The organism is Marinobacter antarcticus (assembly GCF_900142385.1).
Classification (GTDB): Bacteria; Pseudomonadota; Gammaproteobacteria; order Pseudomonadales; family Oleiphilaceae; genus Marinobacter; species Marinobacter antarcticus.
Genome location: NZ_FRAQ01000004.1, coordinates 87,024 through 109,729, shown reverse-complemented (window position 1 = coordinate 109,729; position 22,706 = coordinate 87,024). Strand labels below are relative to the sequence as shown.

The 22,706-nt window shown below is 53.8% G+C and carries 19 protein-coding genes; 1 reads left to right on the top strand and 18 read right to left on the bottom strand.

Annotation, left to right across the window (positions count from 1 at the left end; genetic code table 11):
- Positions 1–54: 54 nt before the first annotated feature.
- Positions 55–663 carry a Crp/Fnr family transcriptional regulator gene (locus tag BUA49_RS15825; protein ID WP_072799348.1) on the bottom strand — a complete coding sequence of 203 codons (609 nt, stop codon included), beginning with the start codon at positions 661–663 and terminating at the stop codon, positions 55–57.
- Between the two features lie 116 nt (positions 664–779).
- On the opposite strand from BUA49_RS15825, the gene BUA49_RS15820 reads away from it, so the two are divergent.
- Positions 780–968: a YgaP family membrane protein gene (locus BUA49_RS15820; protein WP_072799346.1), complete on the top strand. Its 189-nt coding sequence runs from the start codon at positions 780–782 to the stop codon at positions 966–968.
- Between the two features lie 67 nt (positions 969–1,035).
- On the opposite strand, the gene BUA49_RS15815 is transcribed toward BUA49_RS15820, so the two are convergent.
- The 17 genes from BUA49_RS15815 to BUA49_RS15735 all read right to left on the bottom strand — a co-directional run bounded on the left by BUA49_RS15815 (position 1,036) and on the right by BUA49_RS15735 (position 22,671).
- A complete protein-coding gene (locus BUA49_RS15815; RefSeq protein WP_072799345.1) occupies positions 1,036–1,401 on the bottom strand; it encodes a MerR family transcriptional regulator in 366 nt (121 codons plus the stop codon).
- Complete coding sequence (gene ihfA, locus BUA49_RS15810; protein ID WP_071264800.1) at positions 1,382–1,684, bottom strand: integration host factor subunit alpha; 303 nt, start codon at positions 1,682–1,684, stop codon at positions 1,382–1,384. The genes BUA49_RS15815 and ihfA overlap by 20 nt, the downstream gene beginning before the upstream one ends.
- Before the next feature lie 3 nt (positions 1,685–1,687).
- Positions 1,688–4,060: a phenylalanine--tRNA ligase subunit beta gene (gene pheT / locus BUA49_RS15805; RefSeq protein ID WP_072799343.1), complete on the bottom strand. Its 2,373-nt coding sequence runs from the start codon at positions 4,058–4,060 to the stop codon at positions 1,688–1,690.
- 60 nt (positions 4,061–4,120) lie between these two features.
- Positions 4,121–5,119 carry a phenylalanine--tRNA ligase subunit alpha gene (gene pheS, locus BUA49_RS15800; protein ID WP_072799341.1) on the bottom strand — a complete coding sequence of 333 codons (999 nt, stop codon included), beginning with the start codon at positions 5,117–5,119 and terminating at the stop codon, positions 4,121–4,123.
- A 159-nt stretch (positions 5,120–5,278) separates the two neighbouring features.
- A complete protein-coding gene (rplT, locus tag BUA49_RS15795) occupies positions 5,279–5,632 on the bottom strand; it encodes a 50S ribosomal protein L20 (RefSeq protein WP_072799340.1) in 354 nt (117 codons plus the stop codon).
- Between the two features lie 46 nt (positions 5,633–5,678).
- Positions 5,679–5,870, bottom strand: coding sequence for a 50S ribosomal protein L35 (gene rpmI, locus BUA49_RS15790; protein WP_072799338.1), 192 nt, complete (start codon positions 5,868–5,870; stop codon positions 5,679–5,681).
- A 95-nt stretch (positions 5,871–5,965) separates the two neighbouring features.
- The gene (gene infC, locus BUA49_RS15785; RefSeq protein WP_072799336.1) at positions 5,966–6,511 is read right to left on the bottom strand and encodes a translation initiation factor IF-3; all 546 of its coding nucleotides are present in this window, start codon (positions 6,509–6,511) and stop codon (positions 5,966–5,968) included.
- A complete protein-coding gene (thrS, locus tag BUA49_RS15780) occupies positions 6,508–8,433 on the bottom strand; it encodes a threonine--tRNA ligase (RefSeq protein ID WP_072799335.1) in 1,926 nt (641 codons plus the stop codon). The genes infC and thrS overlap by 4 nt, the downstream gene beginning before the upstream one ends.
- 169 nt (positions 8,434–8,602) lie before the next feature.
- Positions 8,603–11,227 (bottom strand): TRAP transporter permease, encoded by a 2,625-nt coding sequence (locus BUA49_RS15775; RefSeq protein ID WP_072799334.1) that lies wholly within the window; start codon positions 11,225–11,227, stop codon positions 8,603–8,605.
- Positions 11,228–11,309: 82 nt separating this feature from the next.
- Positions 11,310–12,293, bottom strand: coding sequence for a TAXI family TRAP transporter solute-binding subunit (locus tag BUA49_RS15770; protein WP_072799333.1), 984 nt, complete (start codon positions 12,291–12,293; stop codon positions 11,310–11,312).
- 183 nt (positions 12,294–12,476) lie between these two features.
- The gene (locus BUA49_RS15765) at positions 12,477–14,861 is read right to left on the bottom strand and encodes an efflux RND transporter permease subunit (protein ID WP_072799332.1); all 2,385 of its coding nucleotides are present in this window, start codon (positions 14,859–14,861) and stop codon (positions 12,477–12,479) included.
- A gap of 46 nt (positions 14,862–14,907) precedes the next feature.
- A complete protein-coding gene (locus BUA49_RS15760; protein WP_072799330.1) occupies positions 14,908–16,056 on the bottom strand; it encodes a WD40/YVTN/BNR-like repeat-containing protein in 1,149 nt (382 codons plus the stop codon).
- Positions 16,057–16,212: 156 nt separating this feature from the next.
- Positions 16,213–17,601, bottom strand: a complete 1,389-nt coding sequence (locus BUA49_RS15755) for a DUF1329 domain-containing protein (protein ID WP_072799328.1) — start codon at positions 17,599–17,601, stop codon at positions 16,213–16,215.
- A 180-nt stretch (positions 17,602–17,781) separates the two neighbouring features.
- Positions 17,782–20,430 carry an aminopeptidase N gene (gene pepN / locus BUA49_RS15750; RefSeq protein WP_072799327.1) on the bottom strand — a complete coding sequence of 883 codons (2,649 nt, stop codon included), beginning with the start codon at positions 20,428–20,430 and terminating at the stop codon, positions 17,782–17,784.
- An 83-nt stretch (positions 20,431–20,513) separates the two neighbouring features.
- On the bottom strand, positions 20,514–21,314 hold the full coding sequence (locus BUA49_RS15745; RefSeq protein ID WP_407656718.1) for a DUF2797 domain-containing protein: 801 nt from the start codon (positions 21,312–21,314) through the stop codon (positions 20,514–20,516).
- 35 nt (positions 21,315–21,349) lie between these two features.
- The gene (locus BUA49_RS15740; RefSeq protein WP_072799323.1) at positions 21,350–21,643 is read right to left on the bottom strand and encodes a YeaC family protein; all 294 of its coding nucleotides are present in this window, start codon (positions 21,641–21,643) and stop codon (positions 21,350–21,352) included.
- Between the two features lie 164 nt (positions 21,644–21,807).
- Positions 21,808–22,671, bottom strand: a complete 864-nt coding sequence (locus tag BUA49_RS15735; protein ID WP_072799322.1) for a rhomboid family intramembrane serine protease — start codon at positions 22,669–22,671, stop codon at positions 21,808–21,810.
- Positions 22,672–22,706: the final 35 nt, after the last annotated feature.

Here is a 22,706-nt window from a genome sequence, read left to right as displayed (position 1 = left end):
AGACTGAACGCGCGCCTCTGGGGTTCCATCGAGGGATACTCCGGGGCGTCAGCCTCACAGGCCAGCCACGTCAATCCTGCCACGTGACAATTGCACCCTCCCCTTGCGCTCAAGCTCTTTCAGCAACCGGCTGACAACCTCTCTGGCAGTCCCCAGCTCAACGGCCAGCTCTTGATGGGTGATGCGGATAGGGCTGCACCGGGCGGCCAGCCATTCTTCTAGACGCTCATCCATGCGGCGAAAAGCCACTTCTTCCACGAGCAGCATCAGGTCATCAAGTCGGCGCCCATACGACTCCATAATACCCAGGCGAAAGGCAGCAGACTGATCCATCAGCCGGTCGAACAGCCCCCGCGGAACAATGGCCGCTTCGGATTCTTCTTCTACAAAGGCCTCTGCCCGATACCCGTAACCGGTCATCAAGCAACCAATGGAAAGCGTACAAATATCATCTGCACCCATGCGGTAAAGAACAATGCTGTTTCCGGATACGCCCGTCATCTGGACTTTAACCGCACCACTGAGCATCAGAGGCAGGCCTTGGCAGTGCTCGCCCGCCCGGAACAGAACCCTGCCCGGAGGAAAGCGCATAACCTGAATACATTCAAGAGCTTCCTTCTGAAGCTCCCGGGGCAGGGTTTCCAGAATACTGTGGTGTAACATGAATCTTCCTTGATTTTTTAATATGGACAGCTCTAATGTGACTATATCACTGAACTGGTTCGCGATGAGCGCTAAAGTAAAAACCGTAGCCTCATACCAACACAGGAGAATGGATCATGAGCGTTAATATGGGTTCTGCAGACCGGATTATTCGTGCCCTTGTCGGCATTGTACTTCTGGCGCTGGTGTTTGTCGGGCCGCAAACACCCTGGGGTTGGATCGGCATTGTGCCGCTGGCAACTGCACTGATGGGCATCTGCCCTGCGTATTCACTGCTGGGTATAAAAACCTGTAAAAAGCAGTAAATTAATTCAGATACTAAAAAGCCGAAGCGACAGGAATCACTTCGGCTTTTTAGTACGAAGAGCTTGGCTATTTAACTGGCGCGTTAAGTACGTCCAGCACCTCTTCCAATTCAGATATCATCTGACGAATAATCTGCTTGTACTGAGTGGTATCGTCTTTCACTTCGTTGCTGCCAAGCTTCTGCTTGGCACCACCTATCGTGTAACCCTGCTCATACAGCAAGCTTCGTATCTGCCGGATAGTAATAACATCCGCACGTTGATAATACCGGCGATTACCCCGGCGCTTTACGGGTGATAGCTGCGGGAACTCCTGTTCCCAATAGCGCAGAACGTGGGCTTTCACAGCGCACAGATCCGCCACCTCACCGATTGTAAAGTAACGCTTCCCGGGAATAGCGGGGAGTTCGTTGTTATGACTGGGTTCCAACATACGCTTCTACTTTCTGTTTCAGTTTCTGTCCCGGGCGAAACGTAACAACACGTCGTGCGCTAATCGGAATCTCTTCACCGGTTTTCGGGTTTCGCCCAGGGCGCTGCTTTTTATCGCGCAGGTCGAAGTTACCGAAACCCGACAGTTTTACCTGTTCGTTGTGGCTGAGCGCGCCTCTGATCTCATCGAAGAAAGCTTCCACCATTTCTTTGGCTTCGCGTTTGTTCAGGCCCAACTCCTCATACAAGCGCTCTGCCATTTCCGCTTTCGTCAAAGCCGCCATCTCTCAACTCCTCAGTATTGCGCCCAACTCTTCCTTCAATGCGTCGATGACACCGTTGAAGAGCGAATGCACCTCATCTTCATTCAACGTACGCTCAGGATGCTGCCAGAACAGGCTCAATGCCAGGCTCCGGTTGCCCTCGCCCAGGCTCTCTCCTTCGTAGACATCAAACGCACGCAACGCCGTCAGGCGCTCGCCGGCATGTTTTCGGGTTAAACGCTCAACATCGGCAAACGCGACCTCACCACCGATAATAATAGCCAAATCCCGGCGAACTTCCGGGAATTTTGAAATTTCTTTGAAATTAGGCACATATCCGGTAACGATCGAATTCAAGGATAGCTCAAACATCAGAATCGTGCCATTAAGTTCAAGATTTTTCTGAACTTGTGGGTGCAATGTGCCCAGCCACCCGACATGTACACCATCCCGCAGGAGTTCAGCCGTCTGGCCCGGGTGCAAAGCCGGATGCCTGCTACCAGCAAACCCGATTTCAATACCCAGCAAACTGAACAGTCCCTCCAACTCTCCTTTTACATCAAAGAAATCGGCAGTTCTGCGACCGTTTGCCCAATTTTCAGGGTACTGTGAACCAACAACCACACCTGCAAGCATGGGTTGCTGATCGATACGCTGATCATCCTGCAGAAAACGTAAACCTGTCTCGAACAGGCGGATGCGCGATTGCTGTCGGTTCTGGTTGTGAGCGACGGTTTTTAACAGGCCGCTCCAAAGGCTTGTCCGCATGACAGACAAGTCCGACGAAATCGGGTTTGCCAGGGCGATGCTCTCATGCCCGGGATCTATCTGCGCCTGCACTTTCGGATCCACAAAGCTATAAGTGATCGCCTCCTGGTAACCATGGGAAACAAAATAGTCACGTATAGCCGATACTGGGCGGGTTGCTTCGTCGTTTACTCTCAGGCCAAAGGCGCCAGTCGGTTCGGTAACAGGGAGATTGTTGTAGCCATAGATGCGACCCACTTCTTCAATCAGATCTTCTTCGATCGAAATATCGGGACGAAAGCTGGGTACCGTGATGCGCCAACCGTTCTTCAGCAATTTATCAATGCCCAGACCCAGCCTGATCAGGATTTCCTCAACCGTGGTGCGGTCGATTTCGAGGCCCAGTACGTCGGCAAGGCGCTTTGAGCGAAAATCAATGGTGCGAGCTTGTGGCAGGTGTTCTGCACTGGCCACCTCAACAATTTCGCCAGGCTCACCGCCGACAATATCCATCAAAAGCCGGGTTGCACGCTCCATAGCATCACGGGCAAGTTCATAGTCCACACCACGCTCGAAGCGGTGCGAGGCATCCGTGTGCAAGCCATAATGACGGGCTTTGCCTGCGAGAGTGATCGGATCGAAATAGGCCGCCTCAAGCACCAGATCACGGGTTTTGGGACTCACACCGGAGTGCTCGCCACCCATAATGCCAGCGATAGCAATGGGTTTTTCGTGATCAGCAATAACAAGCGTCTGATCCGTCAGCTCAACTTCCTGACCATCCAGCAGCACCAGTTTCTCCGCAGGAAGCGCCATGCGAACAACAATGCCTGAGCTGATCTCATCACGATCAAATGCGTGCAGGGGCTGACCCTGCTCCAACATCACATAGTTGGTCACATCCACCGCGGCATCAATCGACCGAACGCCGGACCGGCGAAGTTTTTCCTGCATCCACAAGGGCGTCTCAGCTTGCAGGTTCACGTTACGAAGAATACGGCCCAGATACCTTGGACAGCCCTCAGGTGCGTCAACGCGTATATCAGGCACCTCAGAGTGCACAGCTTCAACCGGATCAATCCGCGGTGACTGCGGGACCAGGCTGTTCAGCACGCCGACTTCGCGGGCAATGCCTTTGATAGAGAGACAATCACTGCGGTTAGGCGTCAGATCCACGTCGATGGCTACGTCATTGAGTTTGAGATAATCACTCAGCGCTGCGCCGACCGGAGCATCGGAGGGCAATTCCATGAGGCCTTCATGGTTTTCCGACAAACCCAACTCAGCTTCGGAGCACAACATGCCCTCAGAAGGCTGGCCACGCAGTTTCGCTTTGCGGATTTTGAAGTCACCCGGCAGAACAGCACCAACCACTGCAAAAGGTACTTTCATGCCCTGGCGAACATTGGGGGCACCACACACAACCTGAACCGTCTGGCTGCCGTCATTTACTTGGCATAGACGCAGTTTGTCGGCGTCCGGGTGGGGCTCAACAGACTGAACCTCTCCAACCACAACGTCCTGAAACTTGCCGGCTACTGGCTCGAAGCCATCGACTTCCAGACCTGCCATCGTAATCTGATCCATCAACTCCTGAGAGCTGATCTCCGGATTAACCCACTCGCGCAGCCACTGCTCACTGAATTTCATGGTTATTGCCTTATCCTGATGCTGTTTCGCCTGTTGATTTGGGTGCCGTAAAGCGACGTATTAACGGAACTGGCGCAGAAACCGAAGATCGTTCTCGAAGAACATACGCAAGTCATTTACGCCATAACGGAGCATAGCCAGACGCTCTACACCCATACCGAACGCAAAGCCCCGATACTCCTCGGCATCGATACCGCAGTAACCGAATACCTTCGGATGCACCATGCCGCAACCCATGATCTCCAGCCACTTTATACTGCCATCGGCTTCCCGGCCCCACTCAATATCCACCTCCGCGGAGGGCTCAGTGAACGGGAAGTAGGATGGACGGAAGCGCACCTGAAGATCGCGTTCAAAAAACACCCGTAGGAACTCTTCAACCGTACTTTTCAGATCGGCAAAACTGACATTTTTCTCGACCAGCAACCCTTCGACCTGATGAAACATAGGGGTATGGGTCATATCCGAATCACAGCGATAAACCCGCCCCGGGCAGATCATGCGAAATGGGGGCTTCCCGGCTTCCATGGTGCGGATCTGCACCGGAGAAGTGTGGGTGCGCAGCAAGGTGCCAGGATTAAAATAGAAGGTATCGTGCATTGCCCGGGCGGGATGGTGGCCCGGAATGTTGAGGGCTTCGAAGTTGTGGTAGTCATCTTCGATTTCCGGCCCCTGCTCCACGGTGTAACCGGCACGAGAAAAGAAATCCTCAATACGCTGGAGCGTTCGGGTAACCGGGTGCAATCCACCAAGATCCTGGCCACGTCCAGGCAAGCTAACATCTATGGATTCATCGGCGAGCTTATGCTCAATGGCGATTCGCTCAAGGTCACTGCGCCGGGCATTAATCGCTTGCTCAACCTGTCCTTTTGCCTCATTAATCTTCTGGCCGGCTGCGGGACGCTCTTCTGCAGAGAGTTTGCCCAGCGTTTTGGCTTGCTGAGTAATAACGCCTTTCTTGCCGAGGTATTCAACACGAATTTGATCAAGCGCCTGCAAGCTTTCGGCTTTCTCTACTGCCGTCAAACCGCCCTGAACCAATTGCTCCAGGTTTTCCATTGACCCTGCTCCAAACCAGAAGTGAGGATTTCAAAATTTGAAATCTTGAAACAAAAATAGGGGAAGAGCGTGCCCTTCCCCTATTAAACGGTGCCTGTTGGGCTGATAAATCAGCGCCTGACACCGGTTCGATTCGTAATCGATGAAAGAGCTAAGCGATCAAAGAGATGCTTTTGCTTTCTCAACTACAGCAGCAAATGCCTGCTGCTCGTTCATGGCCAGATCAGCCAGAACCTTACGATCAATCTCAACGTTCGCCTTTTTCAGGCCAGCGATCAAACGGCTGTATGACAGGCCGTTGACACGAGCGCCAGCGTTGATACGAGCAATCCACAGTGCGCGGAATGAACGCTTACGGTTACGACGGTCGCGATACGCATACTGACCGGCTTTGATAACCGCTTGCTTGGCAACGCGGAACACACGGCTACGGGCACCGTAGTAACCCTTGGCCTGCTTTAAAATCTTCTTGTGACGACGACGTGCAACCACGCCACGCTTAACACGAGCCATACTTAATTCCTTCTACCTTCTTGACCTTTTCAGGTACGGTGAGCGTTTATGACGCGAGCATACGCTTGACTGCAGCCACATCAGACCTGGCAATCAGCTTGGTACCGCGGAGCTGACGCTTACGCTTCGGGCTCTTCTTGGTCAAGATATGACTGGTGAAGGACGACTTGTGCTTGAAGCCGGTAGCAGTTTTCTTGAACCGCTTGGCCGCTCCACTTTTGGTTTTCATCTTAGACATTTTTTAAAACTCCGCATTCTGTTTTTAGATACATCAATGTGAACCTGAACGACAAATCCCCCGCTTGGTGCAGGGGATGAATCATTGAGTCAGATTCACTTCTTTTTGCGGGGAGCCACAATCATGGTCATCTGCCGGCCTTCCATTTTCGGCCGCATTTCGACCTGAGCCAGCGAATCAATATCTGCTTCGATGCGTTCCATGAGCTTCATACCAATTTCCTGGTGTGCCATCTCACGGCCACGGAAGCGGATAGTGATTTTGCCGCGGTCCCCGCCTTCAAGGAAACGTACCAGGTTGCGTAGTTTTACCTGATAATCCCCTTCTTCAGTTCCTGGTCGGAACTTAAGCTCTTTGACTTGCGTCTGTTTCTGCTTTTTCTTGGCAGCAGCCTTCGCCTTTTTCTCGTCGAAGACTTTTTTGCCATAGTCCATTATTTTACAGACGATCGGATCGGAATCTGTAACCTGTACCAGATCCAGGGTCGCCTCCTCTGCCATCTTGAGGGCGTCTTCGATCGGAACTACACCTACCTGATTGCCTTCGGCATCGATCAGGCGGACTTCAGTTGCATCAATATTCTCATTGATCGGCGCCTTTGGAGTACGCCCACCCCGATTCGTTCGCTGTTTAATAGTCAAATCTCCGTCTTGATTCTGCCCTTGCGCTCAACATCTTCTTTCAGAAGCTGCTCGAACGCTTCGAGCGATAGGGTTCCCAAATCTTCACCTTTGCGGGTTCTCACCGCAACGGCGTTGCTCTCGACTTCTTTATCGCCGACAACGACAAGGTAGGGAACTTTGTTAATAGTATGCTCGCGGATTTTAAAGCCGATCTTCTCGTTTCTCAAGTCAGCATTAACCCTAAAGCCCAAAGAATCCAACTTTTCCGCCAGATTCTGACAATAATCACGCTGATTATCGGTAATATTGAGAATTGCCACCTGAGTTGGAGCCAGCCATGTCGGGAACGCGCCCTCGTACTCCTCAATCAGGATACCGATAAACCGCTCGAACGAGCCAAGTACGGCACGGTGCAGCATAACCGGTGTTTTACGCTCGGAATTATCCGCTACATATTGCGCACCCAAGCGGCCCGGCATGCTGAAGTCTACCTGAATGGTGCCGCATTGCCATACCCGCCCGATACAGTCTTTCAGGGAGAACTCGATTTTTGGCCCGTAAAAGGCGCCCTCACCCGGTAAAAGCTCCCACTCAACGCCTTCGCGGTTCAGGGATTCTTCCAGTGCGGCTTCGGATTTGTCCCACACTTCGTCAGAACCCACGCGTTTTTCCGGGCGCGTGGACAGCTTGTACAGAATCTCGGTGAAGCCGAAGTCTTTGTACACTTCGTGCAACAGGTCGATAAACTTCGACACTTCGTGCTGGATGGCGTCTTCTTCACAGAAGATGTGAGCGTCGTCTTGCGTAAAGCCACGCACCCGCATCAGGCCGTGCAACGCGCCGGAAGCTTCGTTGCGGTGGCAAGAGCCAAATTCCGCCAGGCGCAGGGGCAGATCTTTGTAACTTTTCAGGCCCTGGTTGAACACCTGAATGTGGCACGGACAGTTCATGGGCTTGATAGCGAAGTCGTGTTTTTCCGACTCAGTGGTGAACATGCCTTCTTTGAACTTATCCCAGTGGCCGGATTTTTCCCACAGTGTACGGGACACAATCTGCGGTGTTTTTATTTCCTGGTAGCCGTGGCGACGCAGAATATCGCGCATGTACTGTTCCATTTTCTGATAAATGGTCCAGCCGTCCGGATGCCAGAACACCATGCCCGGGGCTTCTTCCTGCATGTGAAACAGGCCCAGTTTTTTGCCCACTTTGCGGTGGTCACGCTTTTCGGCTTCTTCAATGCGGTGCAGGTAAGCTTTCAGATCTTTCTTGTTGGCCCAAGCGGTGCCATACACGCGCTGCAGTTGCTCGTTGCTGGTATCGCCACGCCAGTACGCGCCGGCCACTTTGGTCAACTTGAAGGCTTTCATTTTGCCGGTGCTGGGCACGTGAGGGCCGCGGCACAGGTCGATGAAATCGCCCTGGCGGTAGAACGACAGGTCTTCTTCACCGGGAATATCTTCAATAATGCGAACTTTGTACTCTTCACCCATATCGGTGAACAGTGCAACAGCGTCGCTGCGGGACATCACCGAACGGGAAACCGGCAGATCCTGCTTGGCCAGTTCCGTCATGCGCTTTTCAATACGCGCCAAGTCTTCGTTGATAAACGGGCGATCGTATTTGAAATCGTAGTAAAAACCGTCATCCACAACCGGGCCAATGGTGACCTGGGCTTCCGGGAAAAGCTCCTTCACCGCCATAGCTAGCAGGTGGGCGGTAGAGTGGCGAATTACCTCAAGGCCGTCTGCGTCACGCTCGGTGATAATGGCCAGATCGGTGTCGTTTTCGATCAGGTAACTGGTATCCACCAGACTGCCGTCGACTTTACCAGCCAATGCGGCCTTGGCCAGGCCTGCACCGATATCGGCGGCCACGTCGTGTACGCTGACGGGTTCGGCAAAACTGCGATGGCTGCCATCAGGCAGAGTTACTACGGGCATGGTACGCTCCTGAGAGGTGCTCAGCGGTGATCTATACCAAAGACCACTTGTGTGAATGGCCGCCACGATACAAACCGCGGTGCCAAGAATGGCAGCAAGTCTAGCAGAAAAAAACCCGGCAGGTTAATGCCGGGTTTTGCCTAGAGCCCTGTTTGCCGTGCCCGCTGGCTTAGCGCGATGGCACGAACGCTGGACGTTCACCTTCACCGGCCCTGCGTCGCAATTGTGTAAAGGCCAGCAGGCCCAGCAACATCAGTGCGGGGATGAACATCAGCTCTTTTGGCGGTCGCGGGTTTTCCACCTGCACGGTGTCGATGGTCCAGCCGAAACTGAGCCCGGCTTTTCCCGCATCGCTGCTAAAGCTGACGAACTCCACGTTCATTACCTCGCCCGACGGGGATACTTCCAGCCCGGCTGCCGCCAACCGCTGTTCAGGCGTATCCGCCGCTGGCAGTGGTAACTGAAGATACTTCGAGGTTTCATCGCCAGATAGGGACATACCCGAGGCCCGCAGGATGATCGGCTGACCCGGCGCTACTTCATTTACATGCTGAAGCAGCTCCACGCCGGGACGGTCGTTGGTTGGCGGGTAGATTTCATCCCACCAGAAGCCGGGGCGGAACAGGGTGAACGTAATCAGCAGCAGGCCAATAGTTTCCCACCAGCGGGTTTTGGTGAACCAGAACCCCTGGGTGGCTGCAGAGAACACCAGCATGGCGGTGACCGCGCTGAATATTGTTACCAGCAGGTCGAACCAGCCTGTCAGCCCGATCAGCAACAACTGGGTGTTGAAGATGAACATGAACGGCAGGATGGCGGTTCGTATGTCGTAGGTAAAGCCCTGTATACCCGTTCGTATCGGGTCTGCCCCCGATATGGCGGCCGCGGCGTAGGCGGCAAGGCCCACCGGCGGCGTATCGTCGGCAAGAATACCGAAGTAAAACACGAACAGGTGCACCGCAATCAATGGCACCAGCAGGCCATTTTCCGCGCCCAGGGTGACAATAACCGGGGCCATCAGGGTAGACACCACAATGTAGTTGGCCGTGGTTGGCAAGCCCATGCCCAGTATCAGGCTGATAATGGCGGTGAAGCCCAGCATCAACAGCAGGTTACCGCCGGAGATGAATTCCACAAACTGGGTCATCACCAGGCCAATACCGGTTAGCGTGACCGTACCTACCACGATGCCAGCGGTGGCGGTGGCGACACCAATACCCACCATGTTGCGTGCGCCGGTGACCAGCGAGTGCGTCAGGTCAGCACCGCCTTGCTTCAGGCCGCCCAGGTAATGGGCACCGCCCGGTTGGTCACGGCTGGTGAAGAACGCTTTCAGCGGGCGCTGGGTAACGATGATAAATACCATGAACACCGTGGCCCAGAAGGCCGACAGCTGCGGCGAGAAACGTTCTACCGTCAGGCACCATACCAGCACCACGACCGGTAACAGGAAGTACAAACCGGTTTTTACCGTATCCCCTACCGGTGGCAACTTGTCCATCAGTGAATCCGGGTCATCTTCTTCCAGATCAGGGAAGCGCGCTCCATAACCCACAAGCGCAATGTAGATTGCTACCATTAGCGGCGTAAGCACCCACATAGCAGCGCTGCCGAACACATCTTTCGTCCAGCCAACGCCGTAATACACCACCAGGGTAAGCACGCTCAGCCCCAACAGAATCATCACCCACATCAGCATGCGCTGGGCCAGAGTCGGCTTGTTGAGCCGCTCAACGCCCTTCATGTTCATCTTGCAGGCTTCCAGGTGCACGATATAAATCAGCGCCACATAGGAAATCATCGCCGGCAGAATGGCGTGCTTGATCACTTCAAGGTAAGAAATACCCACGTATTCGACCATCAAGAACGCGGCGGCGCCCATGATCGGCGGCGTCAGCTGACCGTTGGTCGAGGCGGCCACTTCCACAGCGCCGGCTTTTGTTGCCGGAAAACCCACTTTCTTCATCAGCGGGATGGTGAAGGTGCCGGTGGTGACAACGTTGGCGATGGATGAACCGGAAATAATACCGCTAAGGCCACTGGCCACCACCGCCGCTTTGGCAGGACCACCGCGCATGTGACCAAGCATGGCGTAAGCAACTTTTATAAAGTAATTACCGGCGCCGGCACGCTCCAGTAGTGCACCAAACAGCACAAACAGGAAAACGAAACTGGTGGACACGCCCAGTGCCACGCCAAATACGCCTTCGGTGCCCAGCCACATGTGCGAAGCCAACTTACTCAGGCTGGCGCCCTTGTGAGCAATAACATCGGGCATGAAAGGCCCGCCCAGGGCGTAAATAATAAACACAGTAGCAACCACTGCAAGCGGTAGGCCCAGTGAGCGGCGGGTAGCTTCCAGCAGGAATACCAGACCGGTCAGGGCAACAACCAGGTCCTGAGTTTCAGGTGCGCCAGGACGACTAGAGAGTTGGTCATAGAAAACGTAAAGATAAGAGGCGGTAAACGCCGCGCCAAACGCCAGAAACCAGTCGTAAAAGGGCACGTGGTTGGTGTGCCTGCCTTTGAACATGGGAAAGGCAGCAAACGCCAGAAACGAAGCGAACGCCAGGTGGATAGAGCGGGCTTCGGTGGAGTTAAATACACCGAATTCCAGAATAAAGGGCAGTGGCGAGGCTATCCATAGCTGAAAAAGAGACCACAGCAAAGGCACCGTGAACAGAACAATGGCAGCAGGCCCGGTGGCCGCCCTTCCCCCGGTTTCGGTTTGAAGGAACTGTTCCACGCCCTGTTGGTTGATGGCACCCCCGGATTTCGGCTCGCTATCGGTCATAGCAGGGTCCTGTTAATGAGTAATCGGGTAAGCGGAATGACCGCCGGGCACTCATGCGGTGCTCCGGCGGCAGGGGTCAGACTTACTGGATCAGGCCAGCTTCTTTGTAGTACTTAACGGCGCCCGGGTGCAGGGGTGCACTCAGCGCGTCGGATACCATTTCTTCTTTATTCAGGTTATTAAAGGCCGGATGCAGGCGCTTGAAGCTGTCAAAGTTTTCAAACACTGCCTTAACCACTTCGTATACCACTTCGTCGGGCACATCAGTAGACGATACAAACGTCGCTGCCACACCAAAGGTGGTCACGTCGTCATCAGAACCACGATACATGCCACCGGGAATGATCGCTTTCCGATAGTATGGATTGTCATCAATCAGCTTTCTGGATGCTTTATTATCCACGTTCACCAGAACACTGTCACACGAAGTAGTTGCTTCCTTGATAGCACCGGATGGATGGCCCACGGTGTAGAAGAAGGCATCTATATTACCATCGCACAGGGCTTGGGACTGCTCAGCGGCCTTGAGCTCGGCTGCCAGAGAGAACTTGTCCATGGTCCAGCCCATTTCATCCATCAGCACCTCGGCTGTAGCGCGCTGACCAGAACCCGGATTGCCGACGGAGACCCGCTTGCCGGCGAGATCCTCAAAGCTCTTGATACCGGAACCTTTACTGGCCACTACGGTGAACGGCTCGGGATGCAGGGAGAATACGGCCCGCAGCTTTGTGTTAGGACCATCGTCCTTGAACTGGCTAGTGCCGTTATATGCGTGGTATTGCCAGTCAGACTGGGCAACCGCGAGATCAAGTTCGCCCTGTCGGATAGCATTCAGGTTGTATACGGAGCCGCCCGTACTCTCTACAGAGCAACGGATACCGTGCTCTTTACGGTCCATATTGACCAAACGGCAAATAGCACCACCTGCCGGATAATAAACACCGGTGACGCCACCGGTTCCGATAGTTACAAAGCGTTGTTCCTGCGCGGAAACTGCGGTAGAGGCAGCTCCCAGGCTGACAGCCGCAGCAACTGCAAATGCGGAGGCTTTAAGTTTCAGTGTCATGTGGATCATTCCTTATTTTCATCGTTGTCATCAACTGCCCGCCTGAGCAAGCGGGCAAGTATCACGCTCATCATAGAACATAGACCAATTTATACGATAAATAAAGTATGGATTAGGACGCTAACCAATTGAGCAAACAACAAAAAGCCCGCAATGCGGGCTTTTTGTAACTGGCTTCAATTTCTATTTTGCAGCGCGTGCTTTCGCGATCATTTGATCCGGCCGCAGCAGGAAGCGCGCGAGCGCGGGCAGCAACCAGATTGCTCCAACCATATTCCAGAGGAACATGAAGAACAGCAGGAAACCCATGTCCGCCTGGAACTTGATCGGCGAGAAGATCCAGGTTACTACGCCAAGCCCGAGCGTTATACCGGTAAATATGACAGCCTTACCAGTTGAACGCAGGGTCTCGAAATAGGCATCCTGAAGCGTTTTACCTTCCAGCAAATATTTTTCCAGCTTGCTGTAGATATAGATGCCGTAGTCCACACCAATACCTACACCAAGTGCAATAACCGGCAGAGTTGCCACCTTGATACCGATACCCGACACAGACATGATTGCCTCACAGAGAACCGACGTCAGCCCCAGCGGAACCACAATACACAGCACAGCCCGTATGGAGCGGAAGGTAACCAAGCACATCAGGCTCACCACGCTATAAACCAGGATAAGCATCATATCCTTGGCATTGGCAATAACCTCGTTGGTCGCCGCTTCAACGCCTGCGTTACCTGCTGCCAGCAGGAAGGTGTGATCTTCATCGCTGTTTGCCTCGGCGAACACCTCAACTCTCTCAACCACGGTTTCAAGCGTTTCTGCTTTGTGATCTTCCAGGAACACCAGGACCGGAGTCAGACTGCAGTTGGTGTTGATAAGACCGGATGGTGCCTCACGGATGGACGCGTTGATGATGGTCTGGTTGCGGGAAATCTCATACCACTTCCAGTTACCCTCATTCAGAGCCTTGGTTACGATCTTGGAAACGTCCGCAAGCGAGACAGAGGACTGCACGCCCGGCGTGTTCTGCAGTTCCCACTGCAGTGAATCCATGGCCCGCAAAACATTGTACTGGGTGCATTGCTCTTCTGGCGTTTTGACCATCACGACCAGCACATCTGCACTGGTGGAATAGTTATCGATGATGTAAGCGTTATCCAGATTGTAGCGCGAGTCGGCACGAAGCTCAGGCGCACCCTGATCAAGATCCCCTACCTTCAGGCCCTGCTTGTAGTAAAGACCAAGCCCTAACCCAATCACGGCAATGAGCAGCGAAATCGGTGCAACCCCGGGATGGGCGAAGTACGACATCAAACGCCATTTGCGATCCTGCTTTTCGCCCTGATTCTGCACATGGCGAATACCACCTTTGGAAATACCAAGGTAGGACATGATGAGAACATGAAGCACCAGGTTGGTGATGATAACGAAAGCCACACCCAGACCAGCCGCTATGGCCAGATCACGGATAACATCGATCTCGATAAAAAACAGGGTAAGGAAACCGAAGGCATCGGAAACCAGCGCCAGCATGCCGGGAATATAAAGCGCGCGGAACGCGAGGCGGGCAGCGGTCTCGGCATCGAAACCTTTCGCGGCTTCGACCGCCATGGCGTTTACAATCTGTACGCCGTGACTGATGCCAATAGCAAAGACCAGGAAAGGCACCAGTACCGAGTATGGGTCCAGACCGTAGCCCAGAAGTCTTAGTGCGCCCAGCTGCAGGAACACCGCAACAATGGAGGTAAACACAGGCACCAGCGTGCCGGTAATACTCCGGGAGTACCAGAACAGCAGCAGGGTCGTCAGCAGGATCGTGATGCCCGCAAACCAGGCAATGGAGCCAATACCCTCAATCAGATCACCGACTTTTTTGGCAAAACCCACAATATGAATATCGATATTGGGGTTCTGTTCTTTGTACTTATCCCGGATTTTTTCTTCGAGCTGGCGGGAAAACGTTGCATAGTCCAGCGGCTCGCCTGTCTCCGGATTTTTTTCATACAACGGAGCATACACAATTGTGGACTGGAAGTTGTCAGAAACCAGCCGCCCTACTTCGTTGGAACGAAGAATGTTCTGGCGCAACTGCTCCAGACTTGCGGGCGACCCGTCATAGCCATCCGGAATGACGGTACCACCCTGGAAGCCCTGCTCGGTTACCTCCACCCAGCGAACGTTTGATGTCCAAAGGGTTTTCAGGCCAGAGCGATCAACCCCATCAAGATAGAACACCTCATCGGTGATCTGCTTCAGCGTTTCCATGTACTCTGCGGAGAAAATGTCGCCGGTTTTGGTTTCCACGGCGATGCGCACGAAGTTGCCGAGGTTTTCCAGATCATTCCGGTGGTCCAGCATATTGATAACATACGGATGCTCAAGCGGGATCATCCGCTCAAAGCTGGCATCCGGCTGGATTTTTACAGCGTTGTAGCCCAGAAACACCGTCAACAGCAAAAAGCCGATCAGAATAACTGCCCGATTGTTAAAAATCAGACGCTCCAGAAACGGCTCTGCTTTGGGCGTTGTCAGGTAGTGATCACCCCTGTCATGGTTCGGGTTGGACATTCAAAAGCCCCTCTATTATTTTTTCAGTTGGTGCCACATCAGGGCGTTATTGAAGGTTCTTTCCGCGAGCGTCTGTGATTTTTACGCCGCCTTCACCTACGATAAGAAGGTTGGTTCCCGCAACCGGAACCACGCCCATGACGCCAGCCCGGTCACCACGGAAATACTCCCGGAATGAATCTGCGCCATTGCCACTCATAAGCACCGTGCCGCCATTTCCGACCAGAGTTATCCGCCCGTCATCAGCCACGACACCATCGTTAAGCGTCGCACCTGCACTGTTCGGAACCAAGCGCCAACTCATTCCCAGATCGGTAGAAAACAGCATGTTTCCGCGCAAGCCAAAGGCTAAGATCTCGTTGACCTGACCCGTTCCGATTACGCCGAATAGCGAACCCTCGTAAGGGCTTTCCCGCCGTTCCCAAGTGTCCCCGCCGTCCACAGAAACATGGATTTGCCCGGCCTCGCCAACAATCACAAGTGCACCGCCGGCTATACGCGCAATGCTGTTAAGATGAAAATTCCGATCATTTTCAATTTTCGGCGCCCAGTCGCGCCAGTTTTCACCGCCGTCTTCCGTGCGCAGGATCATACCGTAGGCACCCACCACAAATCCGTGCTGGTCATCTTCAAACCAAACGCCCAGCAGAGGATTTACAGGGCCAATATCAAGATCTGAATGCATGTTTTCCATGGTGAAAACCAAATCATCCAGCGCCCACTCCAAATCGCTTTTTTCCGATTCAGGTGCCTCTTCAATACGCTCTTCCATCGCTGCAATCTGATCTTCCTTACTGGCGATAGCCAGCTTGGCAGCATCAATGCCGGTTAACTGCAAACTCCAGCTCTCCCCGGCGTCCTCGGTATGAAGCACCACACCGCTGTGACCAACGGCCCAGCCGTGGGTTTCAGATCCAAAGGACACGGCAGTCAGCGTTACAGAGACAGGAACACTGCTCTGCATCCAGGTTTGCCCGTCATCATCGGAGTAAATGATGTGCCCTCTCTCCCCGACAGAGACTATGCGGTCACCCGCACGCACTACGTCATTAAGGAGATTAACGGGAGCCAGGTCGGTTTGCCGGGCCGGTGTTTCGATGATATCCGCAAGCGCAAACGCCGCGGGTGCGGACCAAACCATGGAAAGCCCGAGGCAGGCCGCCCCCAGAGTCTTGCACGTCAACCTTTTAGCCATTCAGATTGCCTATAATGTTGTTTTAACTGTATATCTCTGGCCGGCACTACCGGCAATAACCGTAAGCATACCGGCTCCAACAGTTACCAGTATGTCAGAGCGCCGCTTTCAGCAGCCGGGCAATTGCTATAAGCCCGTTGCTGAAAGATGCCCGCCTTAACGGACACTCCTGCGGCGCAGGGAGGACGGAGAAAAATAGCGTTTGTTCGGAACATCCTCTGTGAAGACCCGGGTATTGGGCTCTTCCGTATCCAGGCCAAGCACGTGATAACGGCGGGCCTGTAGATCATGATAGACGTCCAACACGGTCCACACACCTGGAAGTTCATAATAATTTTTGGCAAAACCCATAGTAACCCGCCATAACGCGCCACGCCCGTCATACTGATCAAGCAAAACTGTGTTCCAGCTATCTTCATCTACGTAAAAACGGCGCTTGTGATAGATATGACGCGCACCCTCTTTCAATGTGGCTTCAACCACATGCACTCGATGAAGTTCCCAGCGAGTAAGCTCCGGGTTCAGGTGAGAAATACCAAGTATTTCGGAATAGGGAGTGCCTTTTTCGCCGAGTCGATAATTGTTATAGGGGATGTAGATTTCTTTCAGGCCTTCATAAGACCAGTTATAGCGATCCAGTGCACCATTGAAGATATCGGTGTCATCGGCAGTCCGAAGATTATCTGCAGCCGCAATCGGGGAATCGTAACCCAGGTTCGGAGCCCTGCGCACACGGCGCTGCCCGGCATTATAGCCCCAGCCATTCCTGGGGTTGATGATCTGATTCAGGGTTTCATGGATAAGAATCGCACCACCAGCAAGACGGGGCGGAGACTGGGTAAACGAGAGATAGTAGAAAATGATGTTGTCCAGCTCATCTTCACTGCCCTCGGGGTTGTAAAAATTAAAAAAGACTTCTTGCTGGGAAGTAACCAACGCATAGTCGCCATCGCTCTGCACAGCTACTTCACTTGATCTACGAGTGCCTGAGACACCGCGCCACCGCACCAGATGGTTCCAGATCACCTGCCAGGCTTTCTGCTCATTATTCCCCTGAATAATCGGGAAAGGGTAGCCTCCATAGGCACCTTTCAGGCCTTCGCCCTTGCCAACAACTTCTGCGTTTACCGCATTTTTCTTGGTGTTCTCTGCAACCCAATCAGGTACCGCGTGAGTACGACGGGATTTGTACACCGGCACACGGAAGCTGGTGGGATAGGTTTCAAGCATTGCAAGAACACCATCAGAGAGGTGCTCGGCATACCGATCCTTGTTAGACGCGTTGATGCTGAACAGCACTTCGTCAGTCGGGAACGGATCAATATGATGCTGCCCCGCCCCCTGATAGCCCGCGGGAGGCTCTGTCAGGCCTCCGGTCCAGGCTGGTATAGTACCTGCGTCGTTTCCAGCCTTGATCGAACCAAACGGCGTGAGGTCTTGACCGAGCCGTGAAGCTTCACCTGAAGACACCGCTGCCCAAGATGGAGAGGATGCTATCGAGAGGGCGAGCAGGCCCCCGAGTATCGCACTCTTTTTATAATTCATTATATAACCCTGAATTCGACTGGAACCCCCTAAGAAGGCTTTTTATTGTTACCTGATGAAAAAGCAGGCTTTGCGACAGGTTAACGGATCCCTCAAAGTTGTCTATCGACCGAAAGTGCGATTTTGTATCCGGCTGCAATCAAGGGCTTATAATTACAGCCGGATCTCCCTTGCCCATTCTCAGGCTTCGAGACTCTTATGCACCACCTCGTAAAGGTCAGCGGACAGCCCTGGCTTGTCCCGGATTCGCTCCAGAGCCGAGCGCATCAGCGAGCTGTAAGCCGGGGCAAACTTTTGCCAGCGCGTGAGCGGCGTCACCAAGCGTGCCGCGATCTGCGGATTGCTGTCATCGAGGCGACACACCTGATCAGCCAGGAACGAATAGCCTGACCCGTCCGGATTATGAAAGGCCGACAGGTTCTGACCGGCAAAAACACCAACAACGGAACGTATCTTATTGGGATTTTTCCAGTCAAATGCAGGATGCTGAAGCAGAGCCTGGATCTGTGGCAGCTGGCCTGCGCGATCGCTGGACGACTGAACCGAGAACCACTGCTCCACTACTTGAGGGTCATCCTGGAATCGCTCATAGAAGTCAGCCAGAGCCGTGCTTCGTTCATCCGCATAATCGGAATTGACCAAGGCGCGCAGTGCACCCATCCGATCCGTCATGTTGTCGGCATCACTAAGCTGCTGCAGGGCCAGCTCGCGTCCGGCATCGTCATTGATCATCAGCAGCCACGCCAACGCGGTGTTTCTCAGGCTTCGGCGGGCAATGGACTCAGGTGTAATCTCATAAGTGCCAACCCCGGCATTCCGGTGATAGCAGGCAACCAGCTCATCACGCAACGAGGTTGCGAGGTGACTCAATACCTGTTCGCGGGCACGGTGAATAGCCGCAACATCAGGACTGTCCGCCAGCTCAATCAGATAGGCCTCAGAAGGCAGCTGCAGCATTTTTGCCACAAGCGCCTGATCAAGCGCCGAATCACCGAGCAAAGCGCGGCAGGCCTCCACCAGTCGTGGCTCAATCTCCGAAACGTCGGGGGAACTAACCAACGACTGAATTACATCAACGGCAAGACGCTGACCGGCATCCCAGCGATTGAAGCCATCAGGGTCGTGGCTCATCAAAAACACGAGCTGTTCGCGGCTCCAGGGATAAACCACTCGCACGGGCGCCGAGAAGTGGCGCAGCAGCGAGGGCACTGGCTTCTGCGCCAGCCCGTGGAATTCAAAGGTATGACTCGCTTCGGTCAACTCAAGAACACTCTCTTCTGGCGCATTCGCGGCACCCTGAGCGCTTTCAAGCCTAAGGGGCAAAGCCTCTCCACTGGCGCCCAACAGGCCCAGGGCAAAAGGAATATGCTGAGGTTGCTTGCCAGTCTGGCCCGGGGTATCCGGAACGGACTGTTGAATGGTCAGGCGATAAATACCCTGCTTTGCATCATAGTCATCTGACACCGTCAGCATCGGCGTGCCCGCCTGCTCATACCACAACCGGAATTGTGTGAGATTCCGACCGGACGCATCTTCCATCGCTTTTACAAAATCGTCGGTGGTTACCGCCTGGCCATCATGGCGCTCAAAGTACAAATCGCTGCCTTTGCGAAACAAGTCAGGCCCAAGCAGCGTGTGAATCATGCGTACAACTTCTGCACCTTTCTCGTAGATGGTCAGAGTGTAGAAGTTGGTAATCTCCATATAGGAAGCCGGGCGTACCGGGTGAGCCATGGGACCGGCATCTTCAGCAAACTGCGCAGTGCGGAGCAGTGTTACGTCTTCAATGCGCTTCACCGTTGGTGAGCCCACATCTGCCGAGAAGGTAGCATCCCGGAACACGGTGAACCCTTCTTTCAGGCTCAACTGGAACCAGTCACGGCAGGTTACCCGGTTGCCAGACCAGTTATGGAAATACTCATGGGCAACAATGGCCTCAATTTGCTGGAAGGCCAGGTCGGTCGCGGTCTCCTGGCTGGCCAGTACGCATGAGGAGTTAAAGATATTCAGGCCCTTGTTTTCCATGGCCCCCATGTTGAAATCGTCCACGGCGACGATCATGAATATATCGAGGTCGTATTCGCGACCGTAGGTCTCCTCATCCCAGCGCATGGAGCGCTTGAGGGAATCCATAGCATGCTCACACTTTGCTGCATTGCGGGGTTCAACAAAGATGCGCAAATCGATACCCCGGCCGGAACAGGTTGTGAAGGTATCCTTTTTTTCGACCAAATCGCCCGCCACCAGGGCAAACAGGTAGCTGGGTTTGGGAAACGGGTCTTCCCAGGTGACAAAGTGGCGACCATTCTCAAGATCGCCTTTCTCCACATCATTGCCATTGGACAGCAACACCGGGCAGCTGCTTTTATCCGCTTCGATCCGGGTGCGGTAACGAGCCATCACATCGGGCCGATCCGGGAAATAGGTGATGCATCGGAAGCTTTCAGCTTCACACTGGGTACAGAACATACCGGACGATTTATACAGCCCTTCGAGGCGGGTGTTGTTCTGAGGCTCAATCCAGGTCACGACCGTCAATTCGAACTGAGCCGGCACTTTTGCAATCACCAGCTGATCTTCGGTTTCTTCGTAGTCGCTCGCCGCGAGCTCTTCGCCATTGAGTGCAACATGCTCCAGCTTCAAGCTGTCTCCGTCCAGCGTCAGCGGTGCAGACACTTCAGCGGATTCCGGGTTGCGGCGCACGGACAGAGTGCTGTGCACCCTTGCGCCATCTTCAAAGAGTTCGAAGCGAAGGTCGACAGTATCCACAAGGTGCGCGGGCACTTTGTATTCGCTCAGGTAGATGGTTTTTGGCTGATCGGTGCGCATTGGTTGTCTCCAGATTTCTCAGCCTGCGGCCGGTCCAAAACAGACCAGGCAGGCATTGTCAGAACGGGCGAGCAAAGGATGCTTTAAGCACTCATTACCCGGAAACGGACTTCATAACCGGTGAACTTGCGGATATTGATCACACCGGTGTCGAGGATCAGGTACTGGCCTTTAATGCCCTCAAGAACCCCCTCCACTTCCGGCGTTTTGTCCAGATTATGGGTTTTGATTTTCTCCGGCCAGGTCTGCACGGGGTAACTCAGATCAAGCCCCTGCTCATCCACTTCACGGATGGAATCCTGACCATGCTCTTCCCGCAACGCGGCAATATCGTCTTTAATCAGTGCCAGTATCCTCTGGCGCTCATGCACAAGATCCAGCTCGGGAACATCACCTTTGAGCATGGCGCGCCAGTTCGTGCGGTCAGCAACATGAGCTTTACAGGCCACTTCAACCAGGCCGGAAAGATAACGAGTCGCCACCCTGAACATCGGAATCGCATCGACCGCGCCCTGATCAATCCAGCGAGTTGGCACCTGAGAACTACGGGTAATACCTACCTTCAGGCCTGAAGAGTTGGCCAGATAAACGACATGCTCAATCATGCAGTGGGTCTCGCCCCATTCCGGTTCGCGGCAGGTGCCCAGATGATAATGACACTTCTCAGGACTCATGATGCAGCTGTCACAAGCCGCCAGCTTGCGGAAACAGGGATAACAGAAGCCCTGGTTAAAGCTCTTTTTTGTTGCCCGGTCGCAGTGAATACAGCGGATCACACCCTCGAAATCAAAGCGTAAAGGTTGGCCAATGAGCTCGTTCAGTGGCACGCGGGCATCACCCACAGCCAGGACATAAGACACGGGTCTGCCCGCGTCTGCAGGCATTTTCCTGAGCCGACCGGTTACATCAACAAGGTTGGTCAAGACTTGACCTCAACAAACTGATCGGGATCAACGTCATTATTGCCTGACTGGTTGCGACGCACCGAGGGATCACACTCCGTGCCCGCTTTGCTGCCCCGGTCGAGATACCCAACCCGCCCCTGCTCCGGAATGTTATGCAGGTTTTCATAGTAAATAATGGCTTCCAGGCTGATCTCACGCTGCTGCGGCGTAAGCTTCCGGCCATCAGGCCATTTGCCGAGCGCAATGGACTGGCGCAGGCTCTGATAAACATTGGGATCGAGCCGTTCGATAAGTTCTTCGTAGGTCATCCGGTTCTCCTGAAAAAACCTTCTTTAAAAAATAGAGGAATCGTTTGACAGACTCAAACGATAATGATTATCATTAATATACCAAGTGACGACGGTCGTATCATTTGGTCTCTCTCATCAGGAGCAATTTGCTTCTTTCATACCCCACTTCTGGTGGGGTTTTTTTATGTCTGCTGTTTTTTCCGGGTAGGCAATATGGCCGCCAGCCCCAGGCCAGCAACGAATCCGCCAAGATGTGCTTCGTTTGCCATACTTCCCAGGCCCAGCATTTCAGGGAAGGGTGTAAACCCGATCACCATCCATACCACCGCAAAGGTTACCAGCGCCGGTGGGAACTGGAACCTGGGGAGCGTTCGTTGGCTCAGCCAGCAATAGCCGAGGATGCCATAGACAACCCCGGAAAGGCCGCCAAACAAAGGCCCGGAAATCAGATATTGCAGCCCGTTGGACAAAAGGCTGGTTATGATAAAGAGCACAACCAGCCGGCCACGGCCGTCAAACCATTCAACCTGGCTGCCCAGAAACCACAGCATCACAGAATTAAAAATGATGTGAGTCCAGCTAAAATGCAGGAAATCCGGCGTGAACAGCCTCCAGACCTGGCCGCTAGCAAGCGTGGCCGATAGCGCGTCAAGGCGCTCTGCCATGCTGCCCCAGTCATAAGCCCGGGGGTCAACAAACATCAGAGTGGCGGTGAACTGATTACTGCCCAGACCGGTGAACCACGCCATCAACACACCGAGCACAATGATAGCCAATACCAGAGGCGCGTGTCGCGGGGATGGTTGCCAGCGCCCTGCTACAAACACCGGCGAGCGATTATGATGCTCTACCGCCTGTCGAACTTCCGGCTCGGCAAGAAATCGATCCAAAGCCTCCAGAACAGGCTCTGCGTGGTCCGGGTTTTCCAGCCATAGCACCTGGAAACCGCCCTCCTCACTGATCCGATGAGGAACTCCCTGGCCTTTCAGCCACTGGCTGAACCCGCCAAGATCTACACTGGTATCCAACTGCTTTACTCGGTACACAATCTACCTTGCCTTGTGGGGCGTTCAAACTGACG

What these genes read in the sequence shown, in the direction of transcription:
- BUA49_RS15825 (WP_072799348.1), bottom strand. Translation starts at nt 663, where the DNA reads ATGTTACACCACAGTATTCTGGAAACCCTGCCCCGGGAGCTTCAGAAG.
- BUA49_RS15820 (WP_072799346.1), top strand. Translation starts at nt 780, where the DNA reads ATGAGCGTTAATATGGGTTCTGCAGACCGGATTATTCGTGCCCTTGTC.
- BUA49_RS15815 (WP_072799345.1), bottom strand. Translation starts at nt 1,401, where the DNA reads ATGTTGGAACCCAGTCATAACAACGAACTCCCCGCTATTCCCGGGAAG.
- ihfA (WP_071264800.1), bottom strand. Translation starts at nt 1,684, where the DNA reads ATGGCGGCTTTGACGAAAGCGGAAATGGCAGAGCGCTTGTATGAGGAG.
- pheT (WP_072799343.1), bottom strand. Translation starts at nt 4,060, where the DNA reads ATGAAATTCAGTGAGCAGTGGCTGCGCGAGTGGGTTAATCCGGAGATC.
- pheS (WP_072799341.1), bottom strand. Translation starts at nt 5,119, where the DNA reads ATGGAAAACCTGGAGCAATTGGTTCAGGGCGGTTTGACGGCAGTAGAG.
- rplT (WP_072799340.1), bottom strand. Translation starts at nt 5,632, where the DNA reads ATGGCTCGTGTTAAGCGTGGCGTGGTTGCACGTCGTCGTCACAAGAAG.
- rpmI (WP_072799338.1), bottom strand. Translation starts at nt 5,870, where the DNA reads ATGTCTAAGATGAAAACCAAAAGTGGAGCGGCCAAGCGGTTCAAGAAA.
- thrS (WP_072799335.1), bottom strand. Translation starts at nt 8,433, where the DNA reads ATGCCCGTAGTAACTCTGCCTGATGGCAGCCATCGCAGTTTTGCCGAA.
- BUA49_RS15775 (WP_072799334.1), bottom strand. Translation starts at nt 11,227, where the DNA reads ATGACCGATAGCGAGCCGAAATCCGGGGGTGCCATCAACCAACAGGGC.
- BUA49_RS15770 (WP_072799333.1), bottom strand. Translation starts at nt 12,293, where the DNA reads ATGACACTGAAACTTAAAGCCTCCGCATTTGCAGTTGCTGCGGCTGTC.
- BUA49_RS15765 (WP_072799332.1), bottom strand. Translation starts at nt 14,861, where the DNA reads ATGTCCAACCCGAACCATGACAGGGGTGATCACTACCTGACAACGCCC.
- BUA49_RS15760 (WP_072799330.1), bottom strand. Translation starts at nt 16,056, where the DNA reads ATGGCTAAAAGGTTGACGTGCAAGACTCTGGGGGCGGCCTGCCTCGGG.
- BUA49_RS15755 (WP_072799328.1), bottom strand. Translation starts at nt 17,601, where the DNA reads ATGAATTATAAAAAGAGTGCGATACTCGGGGGCCTGCTCGCCCTCTCG.
- pepN (WP_072799327.1), bottom strand. Translation starts at nt 20,430, where the DNA reads ATGCGCACCGATCAGCCAAAAACCATCTACCTGAGCGAATACAAAGTG.
- BUA49_RS15745 (WP_407656718.1), bottom strand. Translation starts at nt 21,314, where the DNA reads ATGCCTGCAGACGCGGGCAGACCCGTGTCTTATGTCCTGGCTGTGGGT.
- BUA49_RS15740 (WP_072799323.1), bottom strand. Translation starts at nt 21,643, where the DNA reads ATGACCTACGAAGAACTTATCGAACGGCTCGATCCCAATGTTTATCAG.